The following is a 21,559-nucleotide window of genomic DNA, read 5'->3' on the forward strand; positions in this document are numbered from 1 at the left end:
GTAAATTAAAATAACTAAATCTTTATTTGATTGTAATTTTAATTTCTTTTGAAATATTATTTGAAGCATTCCCAACATAAATCAAATAATCTCCTTTTTCTAAATTCCAGTTTGAAATACTTTCATCATAAAAAGATAAATCATTTGTATTTATTAAAATTTCAACAGATTCAGTTCCTCCCTTTAATACAGTTACTTTTTGAAAACCTTTCAATTCTTTTAAAGCTCTTTTAACTTTTGATTTTGACTTTCCTACATAAACCTGAACCACTTCTGCTCCATCAATTTCACCAGTATTTATAACATTTCCACTAATAGTAATCGTTTCATTTTGCGCATATTCTTTCTTATCAGTTTTAAAATCAGATAGTTTAAACGTTGTGTAAGATTTTCCTTCACCAAAAGCAAATAAAGGTTTTATTTTTTTTGTATCGTGCCAACGATAACCAACCAAAATATCCTCTTTGTAATATTGGTTGATGCTATCACCTGGATAAGATAATTTACCAAAAGAATGCGCAGCATTATCATTTAATTTTTTTGGAAAAGAAAATGGTAACTTACCTGACGGATTAACGTCTCCACTAATTACATCAGCAATTGCATTACCAGTTTCACTTCCTAAATACCAAGTTTGCATTAATGCTTTAACATTATCAAGCCAAGGTATTTCAACTGCATTACCACTTACTAATAAAACTCCAACATTATTATTAACTTTTAATAATTCATTTAATAACTCATTTTGCCCAAAAGGTAATTCAAACTCTTGTCTATCTCCACCCTCACAATCTTGTTGATGATTTTTATTTAAACCTCCAAAAAATAATACAACATCAGCCTTTGATGCTAAAGCTACTGCTTCGTTTTTTAATTTATCAGCATCAAGCGTTGAAGGGATAACTCTACCATAAGCTGAAGGTCCAGAAGCATAACCTAATCCATATAAAATAGTTGCATTCTTATACTTATTTTTCAATCCTTGTAAAGGAGAAATTTCTTTTTTTGCTTTTAATTCTGATGAACCTCCGCCAATTGTCATAGATTTTGTTGCATTTTCTCCTATTACTGCAATTGTAATTTTTTTAGATGGATTTATTGGAAAAAAAGAATTTTCATTTTTTAACAAAACAATTCCTTCAGCAGCAATTTTACGCGCAACGTCTAAATGTTCTTGGTTATTCATTCTTCCAAATGAACGGTTTGGATTCATATTTGTACGAAACATTAATCGTAAAATTCTTCTAACTTTATCATTTAATACATCTTCACTAACATCGTTATTTTTTAATTTTTCTAAAAATGGATTTGCTAAATAATAATAATCATATGTGTTTTTAGTAGATGTTGTTAAGCCATCAGTTCCTGTTCCCATTTCTATATCTAATCCATTTAATGCTGCTTCATTTGTATTATGAGTGGAACCCCAATCTGAAATCACAACTCCATCAAAAGCCCAATCTTCTTTTAAAATAGTATTCATAAGTATCTGATTGTGTGTTGTGTGCTGACCTCTAAATTGATTATATGCACCCATTAAAGACCAGACTTTTCCCTCTATTACAGCTGCTTTAAAGGCTGGTAAATAAATTTCATACAATGCTCTATCACTCACTTCTACATTAATATGATTCCTCCATAATTCTTGATTGTTCAGCGCAAAATGTTTTACACAAGCTGCCACTCCATTTTGTTGTACACCTTGAATATAAGGAACTACCATTTTTGAAGCTAAATAAGGATCTTCTCCCATATATTCAAAATTTCTACCGTTTAAAGGTGTTCTATAAATATTTACACCCGGACCTAATAAAACATCTTTTTTTCTATACCTAGCTTCTTCTCCTAAACTAATTCCATATTCTTTTGAAAGTTTTGGATTAAAAGTTGCTGCCAAACAAGTTAAAGCAGGAAATGCAGTAATAGAATCATTTGTCCAATTGGCATATCCCCAATCGTCCCAATTTATTTCACCTCTAACACCATGAGGTCCATCAGACATCCAAATTTCTGGAATTCCAAGTCTATCAACTCCTGGCGTAGAAAATTTTGATTGTGCATGACACATTGCAACTTTTTCATGTAAAGTTAGTAAAGAAATAATGCTATCAATTTTTTTTTCCGAATGATAATCAATCTGTTGAGAATTTATTTTAGAACTAATGATAACCAAAAAAAGCGTTACTATAAATTGAAATTGTTTGTTTTTAATATTCATTATTTGTACTGTTTAAGCATTTTAAAATTTATTTTGTTAAAACACCAATTTAATTAAATTGAAAAAGACAACGTGTTAAAACGTTGTCTTTTTTACCTTATTAATTCAAAACTTAATATCCAGGATTTTGATCTTCAGGATTAATTAAAACATTTCTACTTATTTCATTTGATGGAATAGGGAATACTTGGTTTTTTGAAGTATATCCTAAACTTGAAAGTTCAGCATCCGCTAATCCCCAACGAACCAAATCCCAAAAGCGTTGTCCTTCAAAGGCTAATTCTAATTGACGTTCTAATACAATTGCATTAAATAAATCGTTTCCTGTAGCTGTTATATCAGGTAAACCAGCTCTAAAACGAACCTTATTTAACTCAATTTGTGCTTTTTCATCTTCATTATTTTTATGATATGCTTCAGCAGCCATCAATAAAACATCTGCATAACGTAACAATCTCCAGTTAATTCCATAATTTAATTCATTAATTGGGCCGGCTGTATCTTCAGTTCTTGTAACATATTTTAATCGTACATAACCTTCATAATCATGAATTCCTGTATCAGGTGGTGTTACTGCACCACCTGCTGTAATTAAATCTGCTTCTGAAATAAGTGTTGCATTTTTACGGATAACATCACCTGCATTTACAAACGCCTGACCAATTTTACTTGTTGGTAAATTAAATCCCCATCCGTTGGCAACTCCAATAGCAGCAACATCAAATGCATCACCTCTTGGTCCCATTAATTGAGCGTGAATGTTACTTTCTGGACGTCCACCCCAAGGGAAATTACCCCAATCGTATTTTTCTGTACTTACATAATTTAATTCAATTAAAGATTCCATTCCGTTTTCAGTACTTGATTTCCAAACATCTGCAAAATTAGGTTCTAAATCAAATGCTTGTGATGAAATTACTTTACCAAACTCAATAGAGGCTAAATCATATTTTTTTTGAAATAAATAAACTTTACCTAAAACAGCTTGTGCAGCTTCCTTTGATATTCTGAAAGGTTGAGCAACTCCGCTTCTTAAAGGTAATCCACTAATTGCATCTGCTAAATCATTTTCAATTTGAATATAAACATCACTTTTTGGAGATCTTGCCAAACCAAATTCGCTAATTGATTGCGGTGTTGTTATTCTTAATGGTACATCACCAAATAAAGTTACTAACTCAAAATAACTATATGCTCTTAAAAATTTTGCTTCAGCAATAAATTTATCTTTGGAGCTTAATTCAGAGATTTCTAATTTTTCAATTAAAACATTTGCTAAACCAATTGTTTTATAAAAACCTTCCCAAACACCAGTAATTGCAGGATTATCTGCCACATGCGTAAAATCATCTATTTGTTGTAAAGGTGGTTGGTCTCCAATTGTGCTTCCAGCATTTGCAATATCACCTGGTAAAACTTTTAAGAAAAAAGCACTATTCCATGGACGATTATAATTCCAAGCCATTAAATCATAAATACCAAATATCACAGATTCTGCTTCGGCATCAGTTGTTAAAAAATCATCTTCGTTAATTAATCCAATTGGATCAACCTCTGTAAAATCATTACTACAAGAAGTATAATTAAAAATAATTAATACTCCTAAAACTACTATTTTAATATATTTTTTCATTGTTTTATTGTATTAAATTATGAATTATAGGTTTAATGATAAACCAAATATTATTTTACCAGGTATTGGATAAACACCTCTATCAATTCCTTGACTTTGATTGTTTGTACTACCTGCTTCTGGATCTAAACCTTGATAATTAGTAAAAGTAAAATAATCTTCTAATGAAACATAAAGGCGTAAATTATCTAATTTAATTTGCTCTACTACTTTTGATGGGAACGTATATCCAAATTGAATTTGTTTAATTCTCATATAAGATCCATCTCCAACCATTAAATCGCTTCGGTATAATTCATCGCTACCAACATCTGCTTTTGGGTAAGAAGCATTACTTCCTGGACCAGTCCATCTTCCATCAAATAAAAATGAAGGTTTGTTAGAATAAATTCTATCAGTTCTAGTCCATAACATATAAATTTCATTTCCTTGAGTTCCTTGGAAGTTTAAATTGAAATCGAAATTTTTGTAACCTAAATTAATTTGTCCACCGAATAAGAAATCTGGATGAGGATCACCAATATTGGTAATATCATTTGGAGTAATATCTCCACTATCATCTATATCTACAATAATAGGCTTTCCAGTTGCTGGATCAATTCCATCTGTTTTATACCCTCTAAAGTACCAAATTGGCTCACCTTCTTCAAAACGAGTAGTAATAAAACCTCTAACATCTGCACCATCAATTGGTGAATCTACAGCTAAATCTGTTACTTCATTTTTAAGTGTAGAAAAATTTAAGTTTACGCCATAGGTTAAATCTCCAACTTTGTCATTATATCCTAATTCAAACTCCCAGCCTTTATTTGAAACTGTACCCCCATTAAAGTTTCCAAAATTACGTCCTACAGATAATGGAATTAAACTATTCCCACTTACAATTAAATCTTTTGTTTTTTTATCGTAATAATCTGTAGTAAACTTAAGTCTGCCTTCAAAAGCTCTTAAATCAATTCCTAAATCTATTTGTTCAGAAGTCTCCCAAGTTAAATCTTTGTTTGGAATATTACTTGCTTCATAACCTGGTAAAAAACCACCATTTCCATCAGGAACTTTAACCCCAGTACTTGAAAAGAATTGTAAATCTTCATTTCCTAGTAAATTTTGATCACTACCAACTTGTCCCCAACTAGCACGAACTTTCAAATAATCTATAGCGCTATCTTCTTTCCAAAATTCTTCATTAGACATTACCCAACCAGCTGACACGGATGGAAAAATAGCTCCTTTATTAGCTTCAGAAAAAGCACTTGAAACGTCGTAACGTATAGTACCTTCTAAAAGGTATTTTTCATCATATTCATAAGAAAACCTTCCAAAAGTTGATCTTTTTCTTCTTTCAATAAAATTTCCACCTACTTTGTCTAAATCATCATCTTGTGTATAATCATGATAAGCGTAATTATCACCTTCTTTAGGCGTTGGACCTGAGAATAAATACCAGTTAGGAGATTGGTATTTTTCGGCAGATAAACCTGCTAACAAACTATAATTATGCTTGTTATAAGAACCGTTGTAGGTTACGAAATTTTCCCATAACCATGATGAATTTTTTGTAATATTATCATCAACTGTAGTTAATGAATTTTGTCTTTCTGAAGAAACATAATATACAGGATTCCAATTGTGATTTACAGAATAGTTTACATCAATCCCCAATCTAGTAGTCATAACCAACCCTTCTATAGGAGAAACATTTGCAAAAAAGGTACCTAATATTTTGTCGGTTTTAATGTTTCTATTTTGAATAGAAAGCATTGCTATTGGATTTGCAATTTCACCAGTTACATAAGCTGGTAGACCATAATAATTACCATTTTTATCAGCTAAAATTGTATTTCCAGCGTTTATTAAACTAGTAACATTTGCAGGCACTCCATTGTTGTATATTACAGGAGTTAAAGGATCCATTAATAAAGCATTATTTAAAATACCACGGTATTCATCATCTTCACTAATAACTCCACGACTTGTATTAGAATACGTTAGGTTGTTTCCTACTTCTAACCATTTATTTATTTGATGTTTAGAGTTTAATCTTGCAGTGTAACGTTTAAAGTTGGCTCTTTCACCCCCAACAATACCATCTTGATTGGTATATGAACCTGAAAGTAAATAGGTTGATTTTTCTGTTCCACCTGCAAAACTTAAATGATGTTTTTCCATCCAAGCATCTTCAAAAACTTCGTTTAACCAATTTGTATCAATTCCATTAGAAGGAATATTTTGAACACCAGCTTCATTTAAATAAGTTCTGTATTGAGACTCATTCATTAACTCCATTTTTGAGCGTTCTGACTGTACTCCAAATTGTGAAATATAAGAAATAAGTGGTTTGTCATAATTTCTACCAGATTTTGTAGTTACAATTACAACACCATTTGCACCTTCAGTACCATAAATTGCAGAAGAGGCAGCGTCTTTTAAAATTTCAATAGATTCTATATCTCCACCATCAATATTATCAATGCTATAAGTTTTCATACCATCTACAATATAAATAGGATCTGCATTTCCATTAGAACCCGTTCCACGAATTCTTATTTTAGAACCAGCTCCTGGCGAACCAGAATTTGTTAATACAGAAATACCGGATACTTTTCCTTGAATTGCTTGTTCAACTCTGGTAGTACCATTGTTTTGCATGTCTTCAGATTTAATACTAGAAATTGCTCCGGTTACTAAACTTTTCTTTTTAGATCCGTAACCAACTACTACAACTTCTTCTAAAGAATTTGCATTTTCAACAAGGACTACATTAATTATTGTTTTACCATTTAAAACTACTTCTTGAGTAGTGTAACCCACAAAACTAATTTGTAATACTGCTTTCGCTGGAACTTCACTTAACATGAACTTCCCATCAAAATCAGTTGTTGTACCATTAGTTGTACCTTTAACAATTACGTTTGCACCTGGTAATGGCCCATTGGCATCAGATACAAGACCCGAAACACTTTGTGCATTTGCAATAGCATACAGCATAAAGATTCCAAGAAAAATAATTTTTTTTACAATTTGAATTTTCATAAATATTTGGTTTAATTATTCTTTTTTATCTAAATTCATACAATTATGAATTGTAGTTCATACAAAGCTATTGCAATTGTTAAATAATTGTTAATTGAATTTTGTCATTTATTTGTATATTTTCATTAACTATGTATTTTAAATCTCAATTTTAAAATAGTTATGATACAAAATGCTCATAGAGAAATTACAAGACTAATTCCAGAAGACAGTTTTTTAGTTGAAGAAAGGGTAAAAGATGATTTTGATTTTCCTATTCACTTTCATCCTGAAATTGAGTTAAATTTTATTTTTAAAGGAAAAGGTGTTAGACGAATTATTGGAGATCATACTGATGAGATTGATGAATTAGAGTTGGTTTTAGTAGGTCCTAATTTAGTTCATGGTTGGGAGCTTCATAAATGCACTTGCAAAGAAATTTACGAAATCACAATTCATATTCATCCAGATTTGTTTAATGAAAAAACATTATCAAGAAGAATATTTAAGCCCATTAAAGATATGTTTAACAGAGGTAAACATGGCATTTTATTCTCTAAAGAAACCACTATAAAAGTAATGCCTAGATTGATGGCGCTTACAAGAATTTCTGGAATTGAATATTATTTAGAATTTATTGCAATATTAAATGATTTAGCAAAATCTGATGCACAAAAGTTATTATCAAACTCTTGCGCTGTAAAAGAAGATTTTCATAATAGTGATAAAATCAAAAAAGTGTATGATTATATTCAACAAAACTTTACAAAAACAATTACACTCAATGAAATTTCCGAATTGGTAAATATGAGTCCTGTTTCATTTAACAGATTTATGAAAAATAGAACTGGAAAAACATTTATAACTTATGTAAATGACACCAGAATTAGTTTTGCAACCAGATGGCTTTTAGAAACCGATTTAAGTATTGGAGAAATTGGCTTTAAATGTGGTTTTAACAACATTGCCAATTTTAACAGATTATTTAAAAAGGCAAAAAATTGCACTCCTAAGGAATTTAAAGAAGCTTTTGTAGGTGTAAAAAAAGTATTATAAAAAGTACTTTTTTGATAAATTACAAAACCTTCATAATTATTTAATTATGAAGGTTTTAAATAAACAAATCAAACTTAACTATTCTATCATTTTCCTAATTCAACTTTTATAAAATGTTCTATATTCTTCTCAAGTATTGGAACTATATTTGAGTTGGTTTTAAGTCCATTTACCCAAACATTTTTAACTCCTTTACTAACATTTTCTGGATTTAAAATTTCAATATTATACGTTGCTCCTCTGAATTTTCTAACCATTTTAAACCCTTTCCAATTTGATGGAATGCACGGATTAATTTCTAATCCTTTATATGATGGCTTTATTCCTAAAATATATTGAGTAATTGCATAAAAATTCCAAGACGCTGTACCCGATAACCAGGAATTCTTTGCCTCTCCAGGTTTAAAAGCTTCTTTACCTGCAATCATTTGGCAATATACATATGGTTCAACCTTATGTAACTCCGAAATATCTTCTAAATAACTTGGAGCAATTTTACTATAATATTCAAAGGCTTTATCGCCTCTTCCTATTTTTGTTTCTGCAATCATAATCCAAGGATTGTTATGACAAAATATACCACCATTTTCTTTATACCCAGCTGGATAGGTTGAAATTTCACCATATTCTATATAATACTTGGAAAAAGCTGGACTGTTTAAAACAATTCCATAATCACAATTTAAATGTTTATCAACTGCATTTAATGACTTTTCAACAAAACCTTCTTCAATACCAATTTCTGCCATACCACACCAACCTTGTGATTCAATAAATATTTTCCCTTCTTCATTTTCATTTGAACCCACTTTTTTACCAAAATAATCATATGCACGTAAAAACCAATCACCATCCCAACCAAACTTTTTAACAGCTTCAATCATATTATTTACATGATTTTGTGCTTCCACGGCTTCTGAATTTTTACCAATTTGCTTACATAAATCAATATATTCCTTACCGTACACAACAAATAGTCCAGCAATCATTAATGATTCTGCTTGGCCATCTTTTTTATTACCCGTAGTTTGAAAAGATTCATTCGGATCTTTTGAAAAACAATTTAAGTTTAAACAATCGTTCCAATCTGCTCTACCAATAAGAGGTAATTGATGAGGTCCTAAATTATTTACAACATGATAAAATGACGCTTTTAAATGATCAAAATGGGGCTTTGCTCTTGATGTATCATTGTCAAAAGGAACTAATTCATCTAGCAATGAAAAATCACCAGTTTCTTTAATATATTCAGTTGTTGATAAAATTAACCATAATGGATCATCATTAAAATTACCACCTAAAATTGCATTTCCTTTTTTTGTTAATGGTTGGTATTGGTGGTAACATGAACCGTCTTCAAATTGGGTTGATGCAATATCAACAATTCTTTCACGAGCCCTTTCTGGTATTTGATGAACAAATCCAATTAAATCTTGATTTGAGTCTCTAAAACCCATTCCTCTTCCTATTCCCGATTCAAAAAATGAAGCAGAACGAGACATATTAAAAGTTACCATACATTGGTATTGGTTCCAAATATTTACCATACGATCCAACTTTTCATCAGAAGAAGTAATATTAATTTTACCGAGTAAATGATCCCAATATACTCTTAACTCATTAAATGCAATGGCAACTTTTTCAACAGTATTAAACTTTTCAATCATTTCCTTTGCAGGTTTTTTATTGATGATTGATTTGCTTTCCCATTTATTATTTTCATCAACCTCAACATAACCCAACATAAAAATATAGTCTTTTTCTTGACCAGGATGTAGTTCTACTTCTATATAGTGTGAAGCCACTGGAGACCAACCATGTGCGATAGTATTTTTTGGTTTTCCATCTGCAACAACATCTGGTGTATCAAAACCATTGTAAAGTCCTAAAAAAGATTCCCTATCAGTATCAAAACCATTTATACTGGAATTAACTGCAAAAAATGCGTAATGATTTCGTCGTTCTTTAAACTCGGTTTTATGGTAAATTACTGAATCCTCAACTTCTACCTCACCAGTACTAAAATTTCGTTGAAAATTTGTCATATCATCTTCTGCATTCCACAAACACCATTCAACAAATGAAAATAATTTTAACTTTTTAATCTTTGAAGATGTATTTTTAATACTCACTTTCTGAATTTCTCCCCAAAAACCAAGAGGAATAAATTGAAGTACTTTAGCCTGAACACCATTTTTTGAACCTTTAAATTTAGTATAGCTCATTCCATGCCTACATTCGTAGCTATCAAGTTCTGTTTTTACTGGCTTCCAACCTGGAGACCAAACGGTATCTTCATCTTTAATATAAAAGTATTTCCCACCATCATCCGTAGGAACATTGTTATATCTATAACGCGTTAAACGTCTAAATTTCGCGTCTTTATAAAAAGTATAACCACCTCCTGTATTGGAAGTTAATGAGAAAAAGTCTTCATTCCCAAGGTAATTTATCCAAGGATAAGGAGTTTTGGGATTGGTAATTACATACTCTCTTTTAGCATCATCAAAATGACCGTATTTCATGTTTAATTTTGTATTTATTCTTTAAACTATAACCATTTGTTATTAAATAAAATAATAAGATCTGATAACAACAAACGGACTTTCTTCTTAAGAATTCAAAATTAAGTATCCATTATATTATTTTTTGATACTATATTGTCATTTAAGCAAATAATAAGAAACGTGGTTATCTAAATAAATATTAAACAAACAATTATTACTATTATTTTAAAACAAAAAACCTTGAATTATTTAAACTCAAGGTTTTGTAAATTAATTGTGACCCCGGCAGGATTCAAACCTGCAACCGCTGGAGCCGAAATCCAGTGCGCTATTCAGTTGCGCCACGAGGCCAATATAGAAATTTTAAAGTTTATCCCAATAATTGTTTTACAGCCATTGATATTGATTTCCCATCAGCTTTTCCTGCTAATTCTTTAGATGCCATTCCCATAACTGCTCCCATATCTTTCATTGAAGTTGCTCCAACTTTCTCAATAATTTTTTCAACTATAGCTTTTACCTCTTGCTCACTTAATTGTTTAGGTAAAAATTGAGCAATCACTTCCACTTGTGCTAATTCTGGATCAGCTAAATCCTGTCTACCTTGCTCAATATAAAGTGACGCACTATCTTTACGTTGTTTCACTAATTTTTGAAGTAATTTAATTTCATCATCTGCTGTTAATTCTTCTGCAGCACCACCTTTAGTTTGTAATAATAATATTTCAGATTTAATAGCTCTTAATGATTCTAAAGCTATACTATCTTTAGATTTCATAGCTTCTTTCATTTTTTCCATTAACTTTTGTTGTAAACTCATAATTCAAATATTTATCTTGCGAAGATAAAAAAAAAGAACTCGAAATTCTCTAATATTTATTAAAGATTTTCGAGTCCAAAACTTAGAAAACTTGTCTAAGGGCACTTGTCTTTGGGCAAAGTTTTAATCTACATTATCATGTAGGAAAGAGTTGTTTGAACGGAATTGAATATCATCATTATCATCAATATTTAAAGTAGTTCTAGACTGATTTAATTGTGATGAATGAGAGGTTTGATTTAATTCTACGCCCATTCTTTTATAAGCCGGCTCTTTTTCTATTTCGTCAATATTTTTATTTACTTTATTTATAAACTTATAATTAAAGTTTTTCATTTTTTCTCTTCTTTCTGTTGCTCTTTTTTGTAATTCAGCAATTGTTAAATCTAACGGAGAAACTTCTTTAAAATCAACAACTTCTTGATTATTTATATCAATTTTAGGTTCTGATTTGTACTTTAAAGTAGGTTCGTCATTTATTCTTTTTTCAATAGTTGCTGGTTTAGAAGCTCTAGTTAAGTTTTCTTCCAACTCTGTATAATCTTCTAGTGTAAAATATACATCCTCTTCTACTTTTTTAGGCTGAATTACTTGATGTGCAACAACCTCAATATTATTTATTTCAGTCTTTTTCACCTCTTCTACAGGTTCACTTTTTAATTTAGAAATAGGTAAATCAAACGTAAAAGATATCTGTTTTTCTTCTTTAACTGGTTCAATTACTGGCTCTTCTTTTTCTGCTTTAACATCTGTTATTACAAATTCTTCAAATTTTTCTGAAGATATTTCTTCATATACTACATCTATATTTTTAATAACTTCTGAAGTTTGAATAATATCAAATTGTGGTTCTTCTTCTATTTCTTCTCCTAAATCATACACAATTTTTTCTTCCTCAATTTCTGCAACAGATTCATTTGTAGATTTTGAAGAATTATCTAATAAGCTTTTCTCAGAAAAATCATAAGATGCTTCTTGTTCATCATTTAATGTGTGAATTATTTTTTTTGCTTCAACATTTGAAATTTCATGTTGTTGATCTTTATTAAATCCAGTTGCAACAATAGTTACGGCAATAGCGTCTCCTAAACTTTCATCTTCACCAACACCCATAATAATGTTTACGTTAGATTTAGCTTCTGATTGAATATAATCGTTAATTTCTCCAATTTCATCAATGGTAATTTCATCGGTTCCAGATACAATTAATAACAATACATTTTTAGCTCCTGTTATTTTATTATCATTTAATAACGGTGAATCTAATGCTTTTGAAATAGCCTCTTCTGATCTATTGATTCCTGATGCAGATCCTGAACCCATAATGGCTGTTCCACTATTTGATAGTACGGTTTTAGCATCACGTAAATCTATGTTTTGAGTGTAATGATGTGTAATTACTTCTGCAATTCCTCTTGCAGCGGTTGATAATACTTCGTCTGCTTTTGAAAATCCTGCTTTAAAACCAAGATTTCCATATACTTCTCTTAATTTATTATTATTAATTACAACTAAAGAATCTACATATTCTCGTAATTTTTCAATCCCCTTTTGAGCTTGTTCATTTCTAGTTTTCCCTTCAAAAGAAAACGGAATGGTAACAATACCAATGGTTAACAAATCTAATTCTCTTGCTGCTTTTGCAATAATTGGTGCTGCACCTGTTCCTGTACCTCCACCCATTCCAACAGTAATGAATACCATTTTAGAATTTGTAGACAACATTTGCTTAATTTCTTCAATATTTTCTTTAGCAGCTTGTTCACCAACATCAGGGTTTGCACCTGCGCCTAAACCTTCTGTTAAAGAAACGCCTAACTGAATTTTTGTAGGAATTGGGCTATTTTGTAATGCCTGAGCATCGGTATTACAAACAACAAAATCTACACCATTAATACCTTGGGAGTACATATGGTTTACGGCATTACTACCGCCTCCACCTACTCCAATAACTTTAATAACGTTAGATTGATTTTTTGGTAAATCGAAGGAAATGTTGCTAAAATCTGTGCTCATAATATTTATTTGTTGGTGTTATACGTATCTTTTTCTTACTTGTAATTTATTCTGCGTTATCTAAAAAATCTCTAAATTTATCGCCCCATTTTTCAAAAATCGATTTTTTAGGTTCTTTAGGCTCTTCTTCTATTTTAATTTCATTATCTACAATTACAGTTTTTTCCTCATTTTTTTCTTGTGAAACTTTTGGAGGTAAATTTTTCGCTTTTTGTTTATCAATTTTTTTTAACCCATTCATTAATAAACCAACTGCAGTTGCATACTGCGGACTTGAAAAACTTTCGTCAGAATCTCCAGCTAAATTTTCATTCGGATAGCCAATTCTAGTATCCATTCCTGTAATATATTCAACTAATTGCTTTAAGTGTTTTAACTGTGCGCCGCCACCGGTTAATACAATTCCGGCAATTAATTTTTTCTTTGGCTCTTCGTGTCCGTAATTTTTTATTTCTAAAAATACTTGCTCAATAATTTCTACAACACGTGCATGTATTATTTTAGATAAATTTTTAAGTGTAATTTCTTTTGGATCTCTTCCTCTTAAACCTGGAATAGAAACAATTTCATTTTCTTTATTTTCTCCTGGCCAAGCTGAACCAAATTTTGTTTTTAATAATTCTGCTTGTTTTTCAATAATTGAACAACCTTCTTTAATATCTTCGGTTATAACATTTCCTCCAAAAGGAATAACTGCTGTATGACGGATAATTCCGTTTTTAAAAATGGCTAAGTCTGTTGTTCCGCCTCCTATATCAATTAAAGCAACTCCTGCTTCTTTTTCTTCATTACTTAAAACTGCTTCAGCAGATGCTAATGGCTCTAATGTTATACCTGCTAAATTTAAACCGGCACTTTTAATACAACGTCCGATATTTCTAATAGATGAAACCTGACCTACAACAACGTGAAAATTGGCTTCTAATCTTCCTCCATACATACCAACTGGCTCAGTTATTTCCGCTTGTCCATCTACTTTAAACTCTTGAGGTAACACGTGTATAATTTCTTCACCTGGTAACATTACCAGCTTATACACTTGCTTTTCAAGTTTTTCTAAATCTTCATCGTCAATAACTTCTTCAGAGTTTGGTCGTGTGATATAATCACTATGTTGTAAACTTCTTATATGTTGCCCTGCAATTCCAACAACTGCCTCGCTAATTTTAATTCCAGAAACCGCAATAGCCTCATCAACAGCTAATTGAATAGATTGAATAGTTTGTGTAATATTATTTACCACACCTCTATGCACACCTAAACTTTTTGCTTTACCAGTACCTAGCAACTCAATTTTCCCATATTCATTCTTTCGCCCAATCATAGCAACAATTTTTGTTGTTCCTATATCTAAACCTACTGAAATATCATTATGCTCCATATTCTACCTCTTTTGTACACACAACTTGCTTGTGGTATTTTAAATTTATTGATGAATAATTGTTAATTGTACTATCCAACATTGTTTTGTTATAAAACGACTTTAAATTTTTAAATTTTTCGTTTAAATGATCGATGTTACCAACAATTATTTTTTGTTCACCAACTCTTGTTTCTAAAATGTACTCATTATTCGGCGCTAATTCAACGCCAATAATTTGTTTTTTTAAAAAATCATCTTTTAAAATTGTTGTTACCAACAGATGAATTTCATTAAATTTTTCTTCTTTTGCATTGCCAAAAACCACTAAAACTCGCTCTGAGTGATTTACTGACAAAGGCATTCTTTTTGCTTGTCTATCAATATAATAACTCTCATTGCCAGACACCACTCTTGCTATTGGTGTACGCTGTTTAACTTTTGCTTTTAGCGAACCATCAACGGTTAAAAAAATAGCCGCATTTTCTACCATAGGATGTGATAGAACATTAGACTCTAATTTATGTAAATCTATAACAGATTTTTCTTGATTTCTAACAGTTTCTCCATTTTGTATTAACAATTTATTAACCATTTCATAATTCATAAAAAGGTTATTTCCTCGCTCAAATTCAACCACAACTTCTTTCACTTTTATGGTATTATTTTTATGATTTGAAAAACCATATAAAAACCCAATTAAAGCAATTAAGAGTACTCCTTTTATGTAGCTCCAGTTAATTTTCACTTGTTAATTTGTTTTTTATTTCCTTTACTAATTCACCTATGTCTCCAGCTCCAATCATAACAATTACTTGGGCTTTTGATTTTAATATACTATTGTATAAATTTTCTTTTGATGAAATTTGTTTATATTTTAATGATACTTTATTTAATAACCACGCAGCTGTAATACCTTCTATTGGCAATTCTCTTGCCGGATAAATATCTAATAAAATTAATTCATCAAATAATGATAAACTTTTTGCAAAATCATCAGAAAAATCTCTTGTTCTACTAAATAAATGTGGCTGAAAAACGCCTATTGTTTTTTTTAAAGGATACATTTCTCTCACAGCATTTGCAACAGCGGTAATTTCTGTTGGATGATGTGCATAATCATCAATTAAAACTAAATTATCAGTCTTAATTTTATACGAAAAACGACGCTTTATTCCTGTAAAAGAAAGTAAAGCCTTAGCAATGACTGGCAATGATATTCCGTAACTATTAGCCATTGCTAAAGCCGCCACCGCATTTAGCACATTATGTTTTCCTGGTAAATTTATTTTTACCTCTTTTATTATTTCTGTTGGCGTTTTTACATCAAAAATATAAGTACCATTTTCAATTTTAATATTTGACGCATTATAATCAGCATTTTCATCTATTCCAAATGTTAATACATCAATTGCAAAAGATAATGCATCAATTGGTAATCCTTTTTTTACAATTAATTTTTCAGATACTTTAGCTCCGAAATCTTTAAACGATTTTTCCAACTCTGCTGAATCTCCATAAATATCTAAATGATCTGCATCCATAGAAGTTATGCAAGCAATGTTGGGTGATAATTTTAAAAACGAGCGATCAAATTCATCTGCTTCAACTACCGAAACTTCTGTTCCGCCTAAAATTAAATTTGAATTATAATTTTCTGAAATTCCACCTAAAAACGATGTTGCATTTACACCAGCTTCATGCAATATATGACCCAACATTGTTGATGTTGTAGTTTTTCCGTGCGTACCAGCAACAGCCAAACTAAACGAATTTTTAGTAATTTCTCCTAATATTTCTGAACGCTTTACAACATTAAAATTATTATTGAAAAAGAAATTTAATTCTGAATGATTTTTAGGAATTGCAGGCGTATAAACTACCAATGTATTTTCTTTATTTTTAAATTCATCAGCAATTAAACCTACAGCATCTTCAAAATGAACTTTCACTCCTTTTTCTGCTAAAGAAACAGTTATATCAGAAGGTGTTTTATCGTAACCAGCAATATTTTTTCCGTTGCTTTTAAAGTAAAAAGCAAGAGAACTCATACCAATTCCTCCAATACCTACAAAATAAATATTATGTATTTTATCTAAATTCAATGAATTAATTTTTCTATTTCTTTAACTATATCTTTTGTTGCATTTGGCAATGCCAAAGCTTTAATATTTTTACTTAATTTTTGTTGTAAAACTTCATTTGAAATTAAAACGTCAAATACATACTGAAAAGTTTCTAATTCAGACTCTTTTAATAAAATAGCACCTTCATTATCAACAATTGCCAATGCATTTTTTGTTTGATGATCTTCAGCAACATTTGGTGATGGAATAAATATTACCGGTTTACCAACTATACATAATTCTGAAATTGAACTTGCTCCTGCTCTACTTATTAAAAAATCAGCAGCAGCATAGGTTAAATCCATTCTATTTAAAAAAGCATAGGTTTTCACTCCTTTTAATTGATCGTATTTTTTAAATTCATCATAATACAACTTACCCGTTTGCCAAAGTACCTGAATGTTGTTTTTAACCAACCAATCAATATTTTTTTCAATTAAATTATTTATAGCTCTTGCACCTAAACTTCCACCGATAATTACCAGTGTTTTTTGCTCTTTATTTAAGTTAAAAAATTGAATTGCTTCTTCTCTTTTCCCTTCAATATTTAATAAATCTTGTCGAACTGGATTTCCTGTTTTCAATATTTTATCCGCAGGGAAAAAACGCTCTAAACCATCATAAGCAACACAAATTTTATCTGCTTTTTTACTTAATAATTTATTAGTTATTCCTGGATATGAGTTTTGCTCTTGTATAAGTGTTTTTATTCCCAATTTATTTGCAACAAATAATGTTGGCCCACTTGCAAAACCTCCAGTTCCAATAACTACAGTTGGCTTAAATTTTTTTATTGTTTTGTAAGCATTAAAAAAACTACTAAACAACTTAAAAGGAAATGATAAATTTTTTATAGTTAACCTTCTTTGCAATCCAGAAATCCACAATCCTTGTATTTCATAGCCCGCTTGGGGTACTTTTTCCATCTCCATTTTATCCTTGGCTCCAACAAATAAAAATTTGGCATCAGGATATTTCTCCTTTAGCTCATTTGCTATAGATACAGCCGGATAAATATGTCCGCCTGTTCCACCGCCACTTAATATGATATTAACCGATTGCTTCATGTAAAACATCTAAAGGGTTTTCTTCATTATCTGCACTCACTTCTTTTTCTTTATTTGCTGTAACACTTAAAATAATTCCAATAGCAATACAAGTCATCCAAATGGATGTTCCTCCACTACTAATTAATGGTAATGTTTGCCCAGTTACTGGAAATAAATTTACTGCTACAGCCATATTAATTATGGCCTGAACTATAATTGGTATTCCTACTCCAATTATTAATAAAGTAGCAAATATGGTTGTTGCTTTTTTGGCAGCAATTAAAATTCTAATTAATAAAAATAAATAGCAACTCATTACTACTATAGCGCCTATTAATCCCCATTCTTCAACAATAATGGCAAAAATAAAATCGGATGATGATTGTGGTAAAAAGTTTTTTTGCACACTTTTTCCTGGACCTCTACCTTGAATTCCTCCACTTGCAATGGCTATTTTTGCTTTTTCAACTTGATAACCTTCTTCTGCATTTTCATTTGAAAAATTCTCAACTCTACTTATCCAAGTATCAACTCTATTTGGCAACACACCCGGGAGCGCTTTTGCAGTAAGCACAAATAGAGCTAATACTAATACACCTATCCCCACAACAGATGCTAAATATTTAATTGGATAGCCTCCAATAAAAGCTACCATTAATACCATTAAAAAAATAATTGCAGTTGTTGAAAAGTTGGCTGGTAAAATTAATCCTAAGATTAAAGCAACCCATATCCACAACTTTAAAACACTGTCTTTAAAAGTAAATTCTTTGTCTTTATTTTGGGCCAAATAGCGCGCCACATAAATCATTAAAATTAACCCCGCTAAAGTTGATGTTTGAAAACCTATACCAATAAACGGAATTTGAATCCATCTACTTGCATTTGCACCACCAATAGTTGAGCCCTTGGCTAATGTAAATGCTAGTAATATTAAAACTAGTGGAATCATTAATACAGAACCTCCACTAAAAAATCTGTATGGAATTTTATGAACACCATAAATTATCATAAATCCGCAAGCCAACAAAAATGCATGTTTAACTAAATGAAAGATTGGTGTACCGTTATTTGCAACGTACACTAAATTGGTACTTGCGCTATAAATTGGTAAAAACGACAGTAATGCCATAAAACCAACTATTGCCCAAATAGCAAGATCTCCTTCAATATTTTTAAACCATTTAATCATTTACAACTCTCTAACTGCTTGTTTAAATTTGTTACCTCTATCTTCGTAATTATCAAATAAATCAAAACTTGCACAAGCCGGAGACAACAATACGGTATCACCTTTTTCCGCTATTTTATAAGCTACTTTTACAGCTTCTTCTGCACCTGCAGTTTCAACAATTAAATCCACTACATTATTAAATGTTTGTATAATTTTTTGATTCTCTATTCCTAAACAAATAATTGCTTTAACTTTTTCCCTTACCAACGGCATTAAATCTAAATAATCATTACCCTTATCAACACCGCCAACTATCCAAACCGTTGGGGTTTTCATACTTTCTAATGCATAAAAAGTGGCATTTACATTGGTAGCCTTTGAGTCGTTTATATACTGAACTCCATTTATTTTTAACACTTCTTCTAGTCTATGTTCAGCCCCTTCAAAGTCTTCCAAACTTTCTCTAATAGTGTTGCTTCTAACTTTTAATAATGAAGATGCCATAGCTGCTGCCATTGCATTTTTCGTGTTGTGTTTTCCCTTTAATGCTAAAGTTGTTATACTCATTATTGTTTGTTCAGTTTTATATTTTAAAATTATATTGTTATCTTTTATATACACACCTTGTTCCAATTCCTTTTCTAATGAAAACGGCAACAAAGTTGCTTTTAATTTATTGTTATTTAACCAGTTAACTATTACTTCATCATCAGCGTCATATATTAAAAAATCATTTTCCTTTTGATTTTCAGTGATTCTAAATTTTGAGTTGATGTAATTCTCAAATAGGTAATTATATCTATCCAAATGATCTGGAGTTATATTTGTTAGAATGGCAATATGTGGTGCAAAATCTACAATACCATCTAACTGAAAACTACTTAACTCTAACACATGAAAACCGAAATTATCTTCAGCCACTTGCTGTGCAAAACTTTTTCCAATATTACCACCCATTCCAACATTTAAATTGGCTTTTTTCAAAATATGATTTACCAACATTGTTGTGGTAGTTTTACCATTTGAACCAGTGATTCCAACTACAACTCCATTGGTGTATTTTGAAGCAAACTCAATTTCAGAAATTATAGGAATTCCTTTTTCTTTAAGTGTTACAATCAACTGAACCTTATCAGGAATTCCAGGGCTTTTCATCACTACATCGGCTTTAAAAATTTTAGCTTCTGTATGGCTTCCATCCTCAAATTCAATTTCATTATTTAAAAGAACGTCTTTATATTTTTGTGCTATTATTCCTTTATCAGAAACAAAAACATTGTATCCTTTTTGCTTTCCTAAAATAGCAGTTCCAACGCCGCTTTCTCCTCCACCAAGAATGACCAAATTCTTCATTTATCGCAACTTTAAGGTTACTATTGTAAATACCGCCAACATAATTCCAACAATCCAAAAACGCGTTACAATTTTACTTTCATGATATCCAGATTTTTGATAATGATGATGTAATGGCGACATTTTAAATATGCGCTTTCCTTCTCCAAATTTTTTCTTAGTGTATTTAAAATATCCTACCTGAAGAATCACCGATAAATTCTCCACCAAAAATATACCTGCCAAAATTGGAATTAATAACTCTTTACGCACCGCAATTGCCAAAACAGCAATAATACCACCAATTGTTAAACTTCCAGTATCACCCATAAAAACTTGAGCTGGATACGTATTATACCATAAAAATCCAACCAAAGCACCTACAAATGCTGCTATAAAAATGGTCATTTCACCAGAGTTTGGTATATACATTACATCTAAATAATTAGCGAAAATAATGTTACCCGAAACCCAAGCAAAAATACCGAGTGTGAGGACAATAATTGCCGATGAACCTGCTGCTAAACCATCAATTCCATCCGTTAAATTTGCTCCGTTTGATACCGCTGTAATTATAAATATGACAATTGGAATAAATAATAACCACGCGTAATCTTTTAATCCTTTTCCAAAAATCTCTAAAGCTTCAGCATATTCTAACTGATTATTTTTAAAAAATGGAATGGTAGTTTTTGTTGATTTTTTTGCTTCACCAAATAAAACAGGAACACCATCTTCAGCTACATATTGGTATTTTATTGGTAATTTCTCTTTCATAGTAACACTTGGATGAAAATAAAACATGGCTCCAACAAAAATTCCCAATGAAATTTGACCTGCAATTTTAAATCTACCTTTTAATCCTTCTTTATCTTTTTTAAATACTTTAATATAGTCATCAACAAAACCAATAATTCCCATCCAAACAGTAGTAACTAACAAAATAACTATATAAACATTATCCAACTCCGCCAATAACAAAACTGGAATTAACGTTGCCAAAATAATTATTACACCACCCATTGTTGGTGTTCCAGCTTTTTCAACCTGACCTTGCAAGCCTAAATCTCTCACTGACTCCCCAACTTGTTTAAACTGTAAATAGTTGATAATTCTTTTTCCGTAAATGGTAGAAAACAATAATGAAAGTATAAAAGCTAACGCCGAACGAAAAGATATATATTGAAACAGTCCTGCTCCAATAACATCAAATTGTTTGTCTAAATAATCAAATAAATAATATAACATATTGTTAA

Annotated in this window: 14 protein-coding genes and 1 tRNA gene; 1 reads left to right on the plus strand and 14 read right to left on the minus strand. The window is 30.6% G+C overall.

Going from position 1 to position 21,559, the window contains the following annotated elements:
• Positions 1–22 precede the first annotated feature (22 nt).
• The 3 genes from BM335_RS07930 to BM335_RS07940 form a co-directional block, all read right to left on the minus strand.
• Positions 23–2,218, minus strand: coding sequence for a beta-glucosidase family protein (locus BM335_RS07930; protein WP_090225194.1), 2,196 nt, complete (start codon positions 2,216–2,218; stop codon positions 23–25).
• A gap of 112 nt (positions 2,219–2,330) precedes the next feature.
• A complete protein-coding gene (locus BM335_RS07935) occupies positions 2,331–3,851 on the minus strand; it encodes a RagB/SusD family nutrient uptake outer membrane protein (protein WP_090225196.1) in 1,521 nt (506 codons plus the stop codon).
• A 24-nt stretch (positions 3,852–3,875) separates the two neighbouring features.
• Entirely contained in the window at positions 3,876–6,884 is a 3,009-nt protein-coding gene (locus BM335_RS07940) for a SusC/RagA family TonB-linked outer membrane protein (protein ID WP_245780642.1), read from the minus strand.
• A gap of 162 nt (positions 6,885–7,046) precedes the next feature.
• On the opposite strand from BM335_RS07940, the gene BM335_RS07945 reads away from it, so the two are divergent.
• Positions 7,047–7,919 carry a helix-turn-helix domain-containing protein gene (locus BM335_RS07945; RefSeq protein ID WP_177219181.1) on the plus strand — a complete coding sequence of 291 codons (873 nt, stop codon included), beginning with the start codon at positions 7,047–7,049 and terminating at the stop codon, positions 7,917–7,919.
• Positions 7,920–8,005: 86 nt separating this feature from the next.
• On the opposite strand, the gene BM335_RS07950 is transcribed toward BM335_RS07945, so the two are convergent.
• From BM335_RS07950 to mraY, 11 genes are all read right to left on the minus strand, one after another.
• Positions 8,006–10,444, minus strand: coding sequence for a glycoside hydrolase family 94 protein (locus BM335_RS07950; protein ID WP_090225201.1), 2,439 nt, complete (start codon positions 10,442–10,444; stop codon positions 8,006–8,008).
• A 259-nt stretch (positions 10,445–10,703) separates the two neighbouring features.
• A tRNA-Arg gene (locus BM335_RS07955) sits at positions 10,704–10,777 on the minus strand.
• A gap of 19 nt (positions 10,778–10,796) precedes the next feature.
• Entirely contained in the window at positions 10,797–11,246 is a 450-nt protein-coding gene (locus BM335_RS07960) for a GatB/YqeY domain-containing protein (RefSeq protein ID WP_090225202.1), read from the minus strand.
• Between the two features lie 123 nt (positions 11,247–11,369).
• Positions 11,370–13,262 (minus strand): cell division protein FtsZ, encoded by a 1,893-nt coding sequence (ftsZ, locus tag BM335_RS07965; RefSeq protein ID WP_090225203.1) that lies wholly within the window; start codon positions 13,260–13,262, stop codon positions 11,370–11,372.
• A gap of 46 nt (positions 13,263–13,308) precedes the next feature.
• Positions 13,309–14,643 carry a cell division protein FtsA gene (gene ftsA, locus BM335_RS07970; RefSeq protein ID WP_090225204.1) on the minus strand — a complete coding sequence of 445 codons (1,335 nt, stop codon included), beginning with the start codon at positions 14,641–14,643 and terminating at the stop codon, positions 13,309–13,311.
• Positions 14,633–15,370 (minus strand): cell division protein FtsQ/DivIB, encoded by a 738-nt coding sequence (locus BM335_RS07975; RefSeq protein WP_090225205.1) that lies wholly within the window; start codon positions 15,368–15,370, stop codon positions 14,633–14,635. Before BM335_RS07975 ends, ftsA begins: the two co-directional genes overlap by 11 nt.
• On the minus strand, positions 15,360–16,727 hold the full coding sequence (murC, locus tag BM335_RS07980) for a UDP-N-acetylmuramate--L-alanine ligase (protein ID WP_090225206.1): 1,368 nt from the start codon (positions 16,725–16,727) through the stop codon (positions 15,360–15,362). The genes BM335_RS07975 and murC overlap by 11 nt, the downstream gene beginning before the upstream one ends.
• Entirely contained in the window at positions 16,724–17,815 is a 1,092-nt protein-coding gene (gene murG, locus BM335_RS07985) for an undecaprenyldiphospho-muramoylpentapeptide beta-N-acetylglucosaminyltransferase (protein WP_090225208.1), read from the minus strand. The genes murC and murG overlap by 4 nt, the downstream gene beginning before the upstream one ends.
• Entirely contained in the window at positions 17,799–18,989 is a 1,191-nt protein-coding gene (locus BM335_RS07990; RefSeq protein ID WP_090225210.1) for an FtsW/RodA/SpoVE family cell cycle protein, read from the minus strand. Before BM335_RS07990 ends, murG begins: the two co-directional genes overlap by 17 nt.
• Positions 18,990–20,324, minus strand: a complete 1,335-nt coding sequence (gene murD, locus BM335_RS07995) for a UDP-N-acetylmuramoyl-L-alanine--D-glutamate ligase (RefSeq protein WP_090225212.1) — start codon at positions 20,322–20,324, stop codon at positions 18,990–18,992. It lies immediately after the preceding gene.
• Positions 20,325–21,551 (minus strand): phospho-N-acetylmuramoyl-pentapeptide-transferase, encoded by a 1,227-nt coding sequence (mraY, locus tag BM335_RS08000; protein ID WP_090225214.1) that lies wholly within the window; start codon positions 21,549–21,551, stop codon positions 20,325–20,327.
• Positions 21,552–21,559: the final 8 nt, after the last annotated feature.

Origin of the sequence: Lutibacter maritimus (genome assembly GCF_900116115.1) — a bacterium.
GTDB classification, from domain to species: domain Bacteria; phylum Bacteroidota; class Bacteroidia; order Flavobacteriales; family Flavobacteriaceae; genus Lutibacter; species Lutibacter maritimus.

What these genes read in the sequence shown, in the direction of transcription:
- BM335_RS07930 (WP_090225194.1), bottom strand. Translation starts at nt 2,218, where the DNA reads ATGAATATTAAAAACAAACAATTTCAATTTATAGTAACGCTTTTTTTG.
- BM335_RS07935 (WP_090225196.1), bottom strand. Translation starts at nt 3,851, where the DNA reads ATGAAAAAATATATTAAAATAGTAGTTTTAGGAGTATTAATTATTTTT.
- BM335_RS07940 (WP_245780642.1), bottom strand. Translation starts at nt 6,884, where the DNA reads ATGAAAATTCAAATTGTAAAAAAAATTATTTTTCTTGGAATCTTTATG.
- BM335_RS07945 (WP_177219181.1), top strand. Translation starts at nt 7,047, where the DNA reads ATGATACAAAATGCTCATAGAGAAATTACAAGACTAATTCCAGAAGAC.
- BM335_RS07950 (WP_090225201.1), bottom strand. Translation starts at nt 10,444, where the DNA reads ATGAAATACGGTCATTTTGATGATGCTAAAAGAGAGTATGTAATTACC.
- BM335_RS07960 (WP_090225202.1), bottom strand. Translation starts at nt 11,246, where the DNA reads ATGAGTTTACAACAAAAGTTAATGGAAAAAATGAAAGAAGCTATGAAA.
- ftsZ (WP_090225203.1), bottom strand. Translation starts at nt 13,262, where the DNA reads ATGAGCACAGATTTTAGCAACATTTCCTTCGATTTACCAAAAAATCAA.
- ftsA (WP_090225204.1), bottom strand. Translation starts at nt 14,643, where the DNA reads ATGGAGCATAATGATATTTCAGTAGGTTTAGATATAGGAACAACAAAA.
- murG (WP_090225208.1), bottom strand. Translation starts at nt 17,815, where the DNA reads ATGAAGCAATCGGTTAATATCATATTAAGTGGCGGTGGAACAGGCGGA.
- BM335_RS07990 (WP_090225210.1), bottom strand. Translation starts at nt 18,989, where the DNA reads ATGATTAAATGGTTTAAAAATATTGAAGGAGATCTTGCTATTTGGGCA.
- murD (WP_090225212.1), bottom strand. Translation starts at nt 20,324, where the DNA reads ATGAAGAATTTGGTCATTCTTGGTGGAGGAGAAAGCGGCGTTGGAACT.
- mraY (WP_090225214.1), bottom strand. Translation starts at nt 21,551, where the DNA reads ATGTTATATTATTTATTTGATTATTTAGACAAACAATTTGATGTTATT.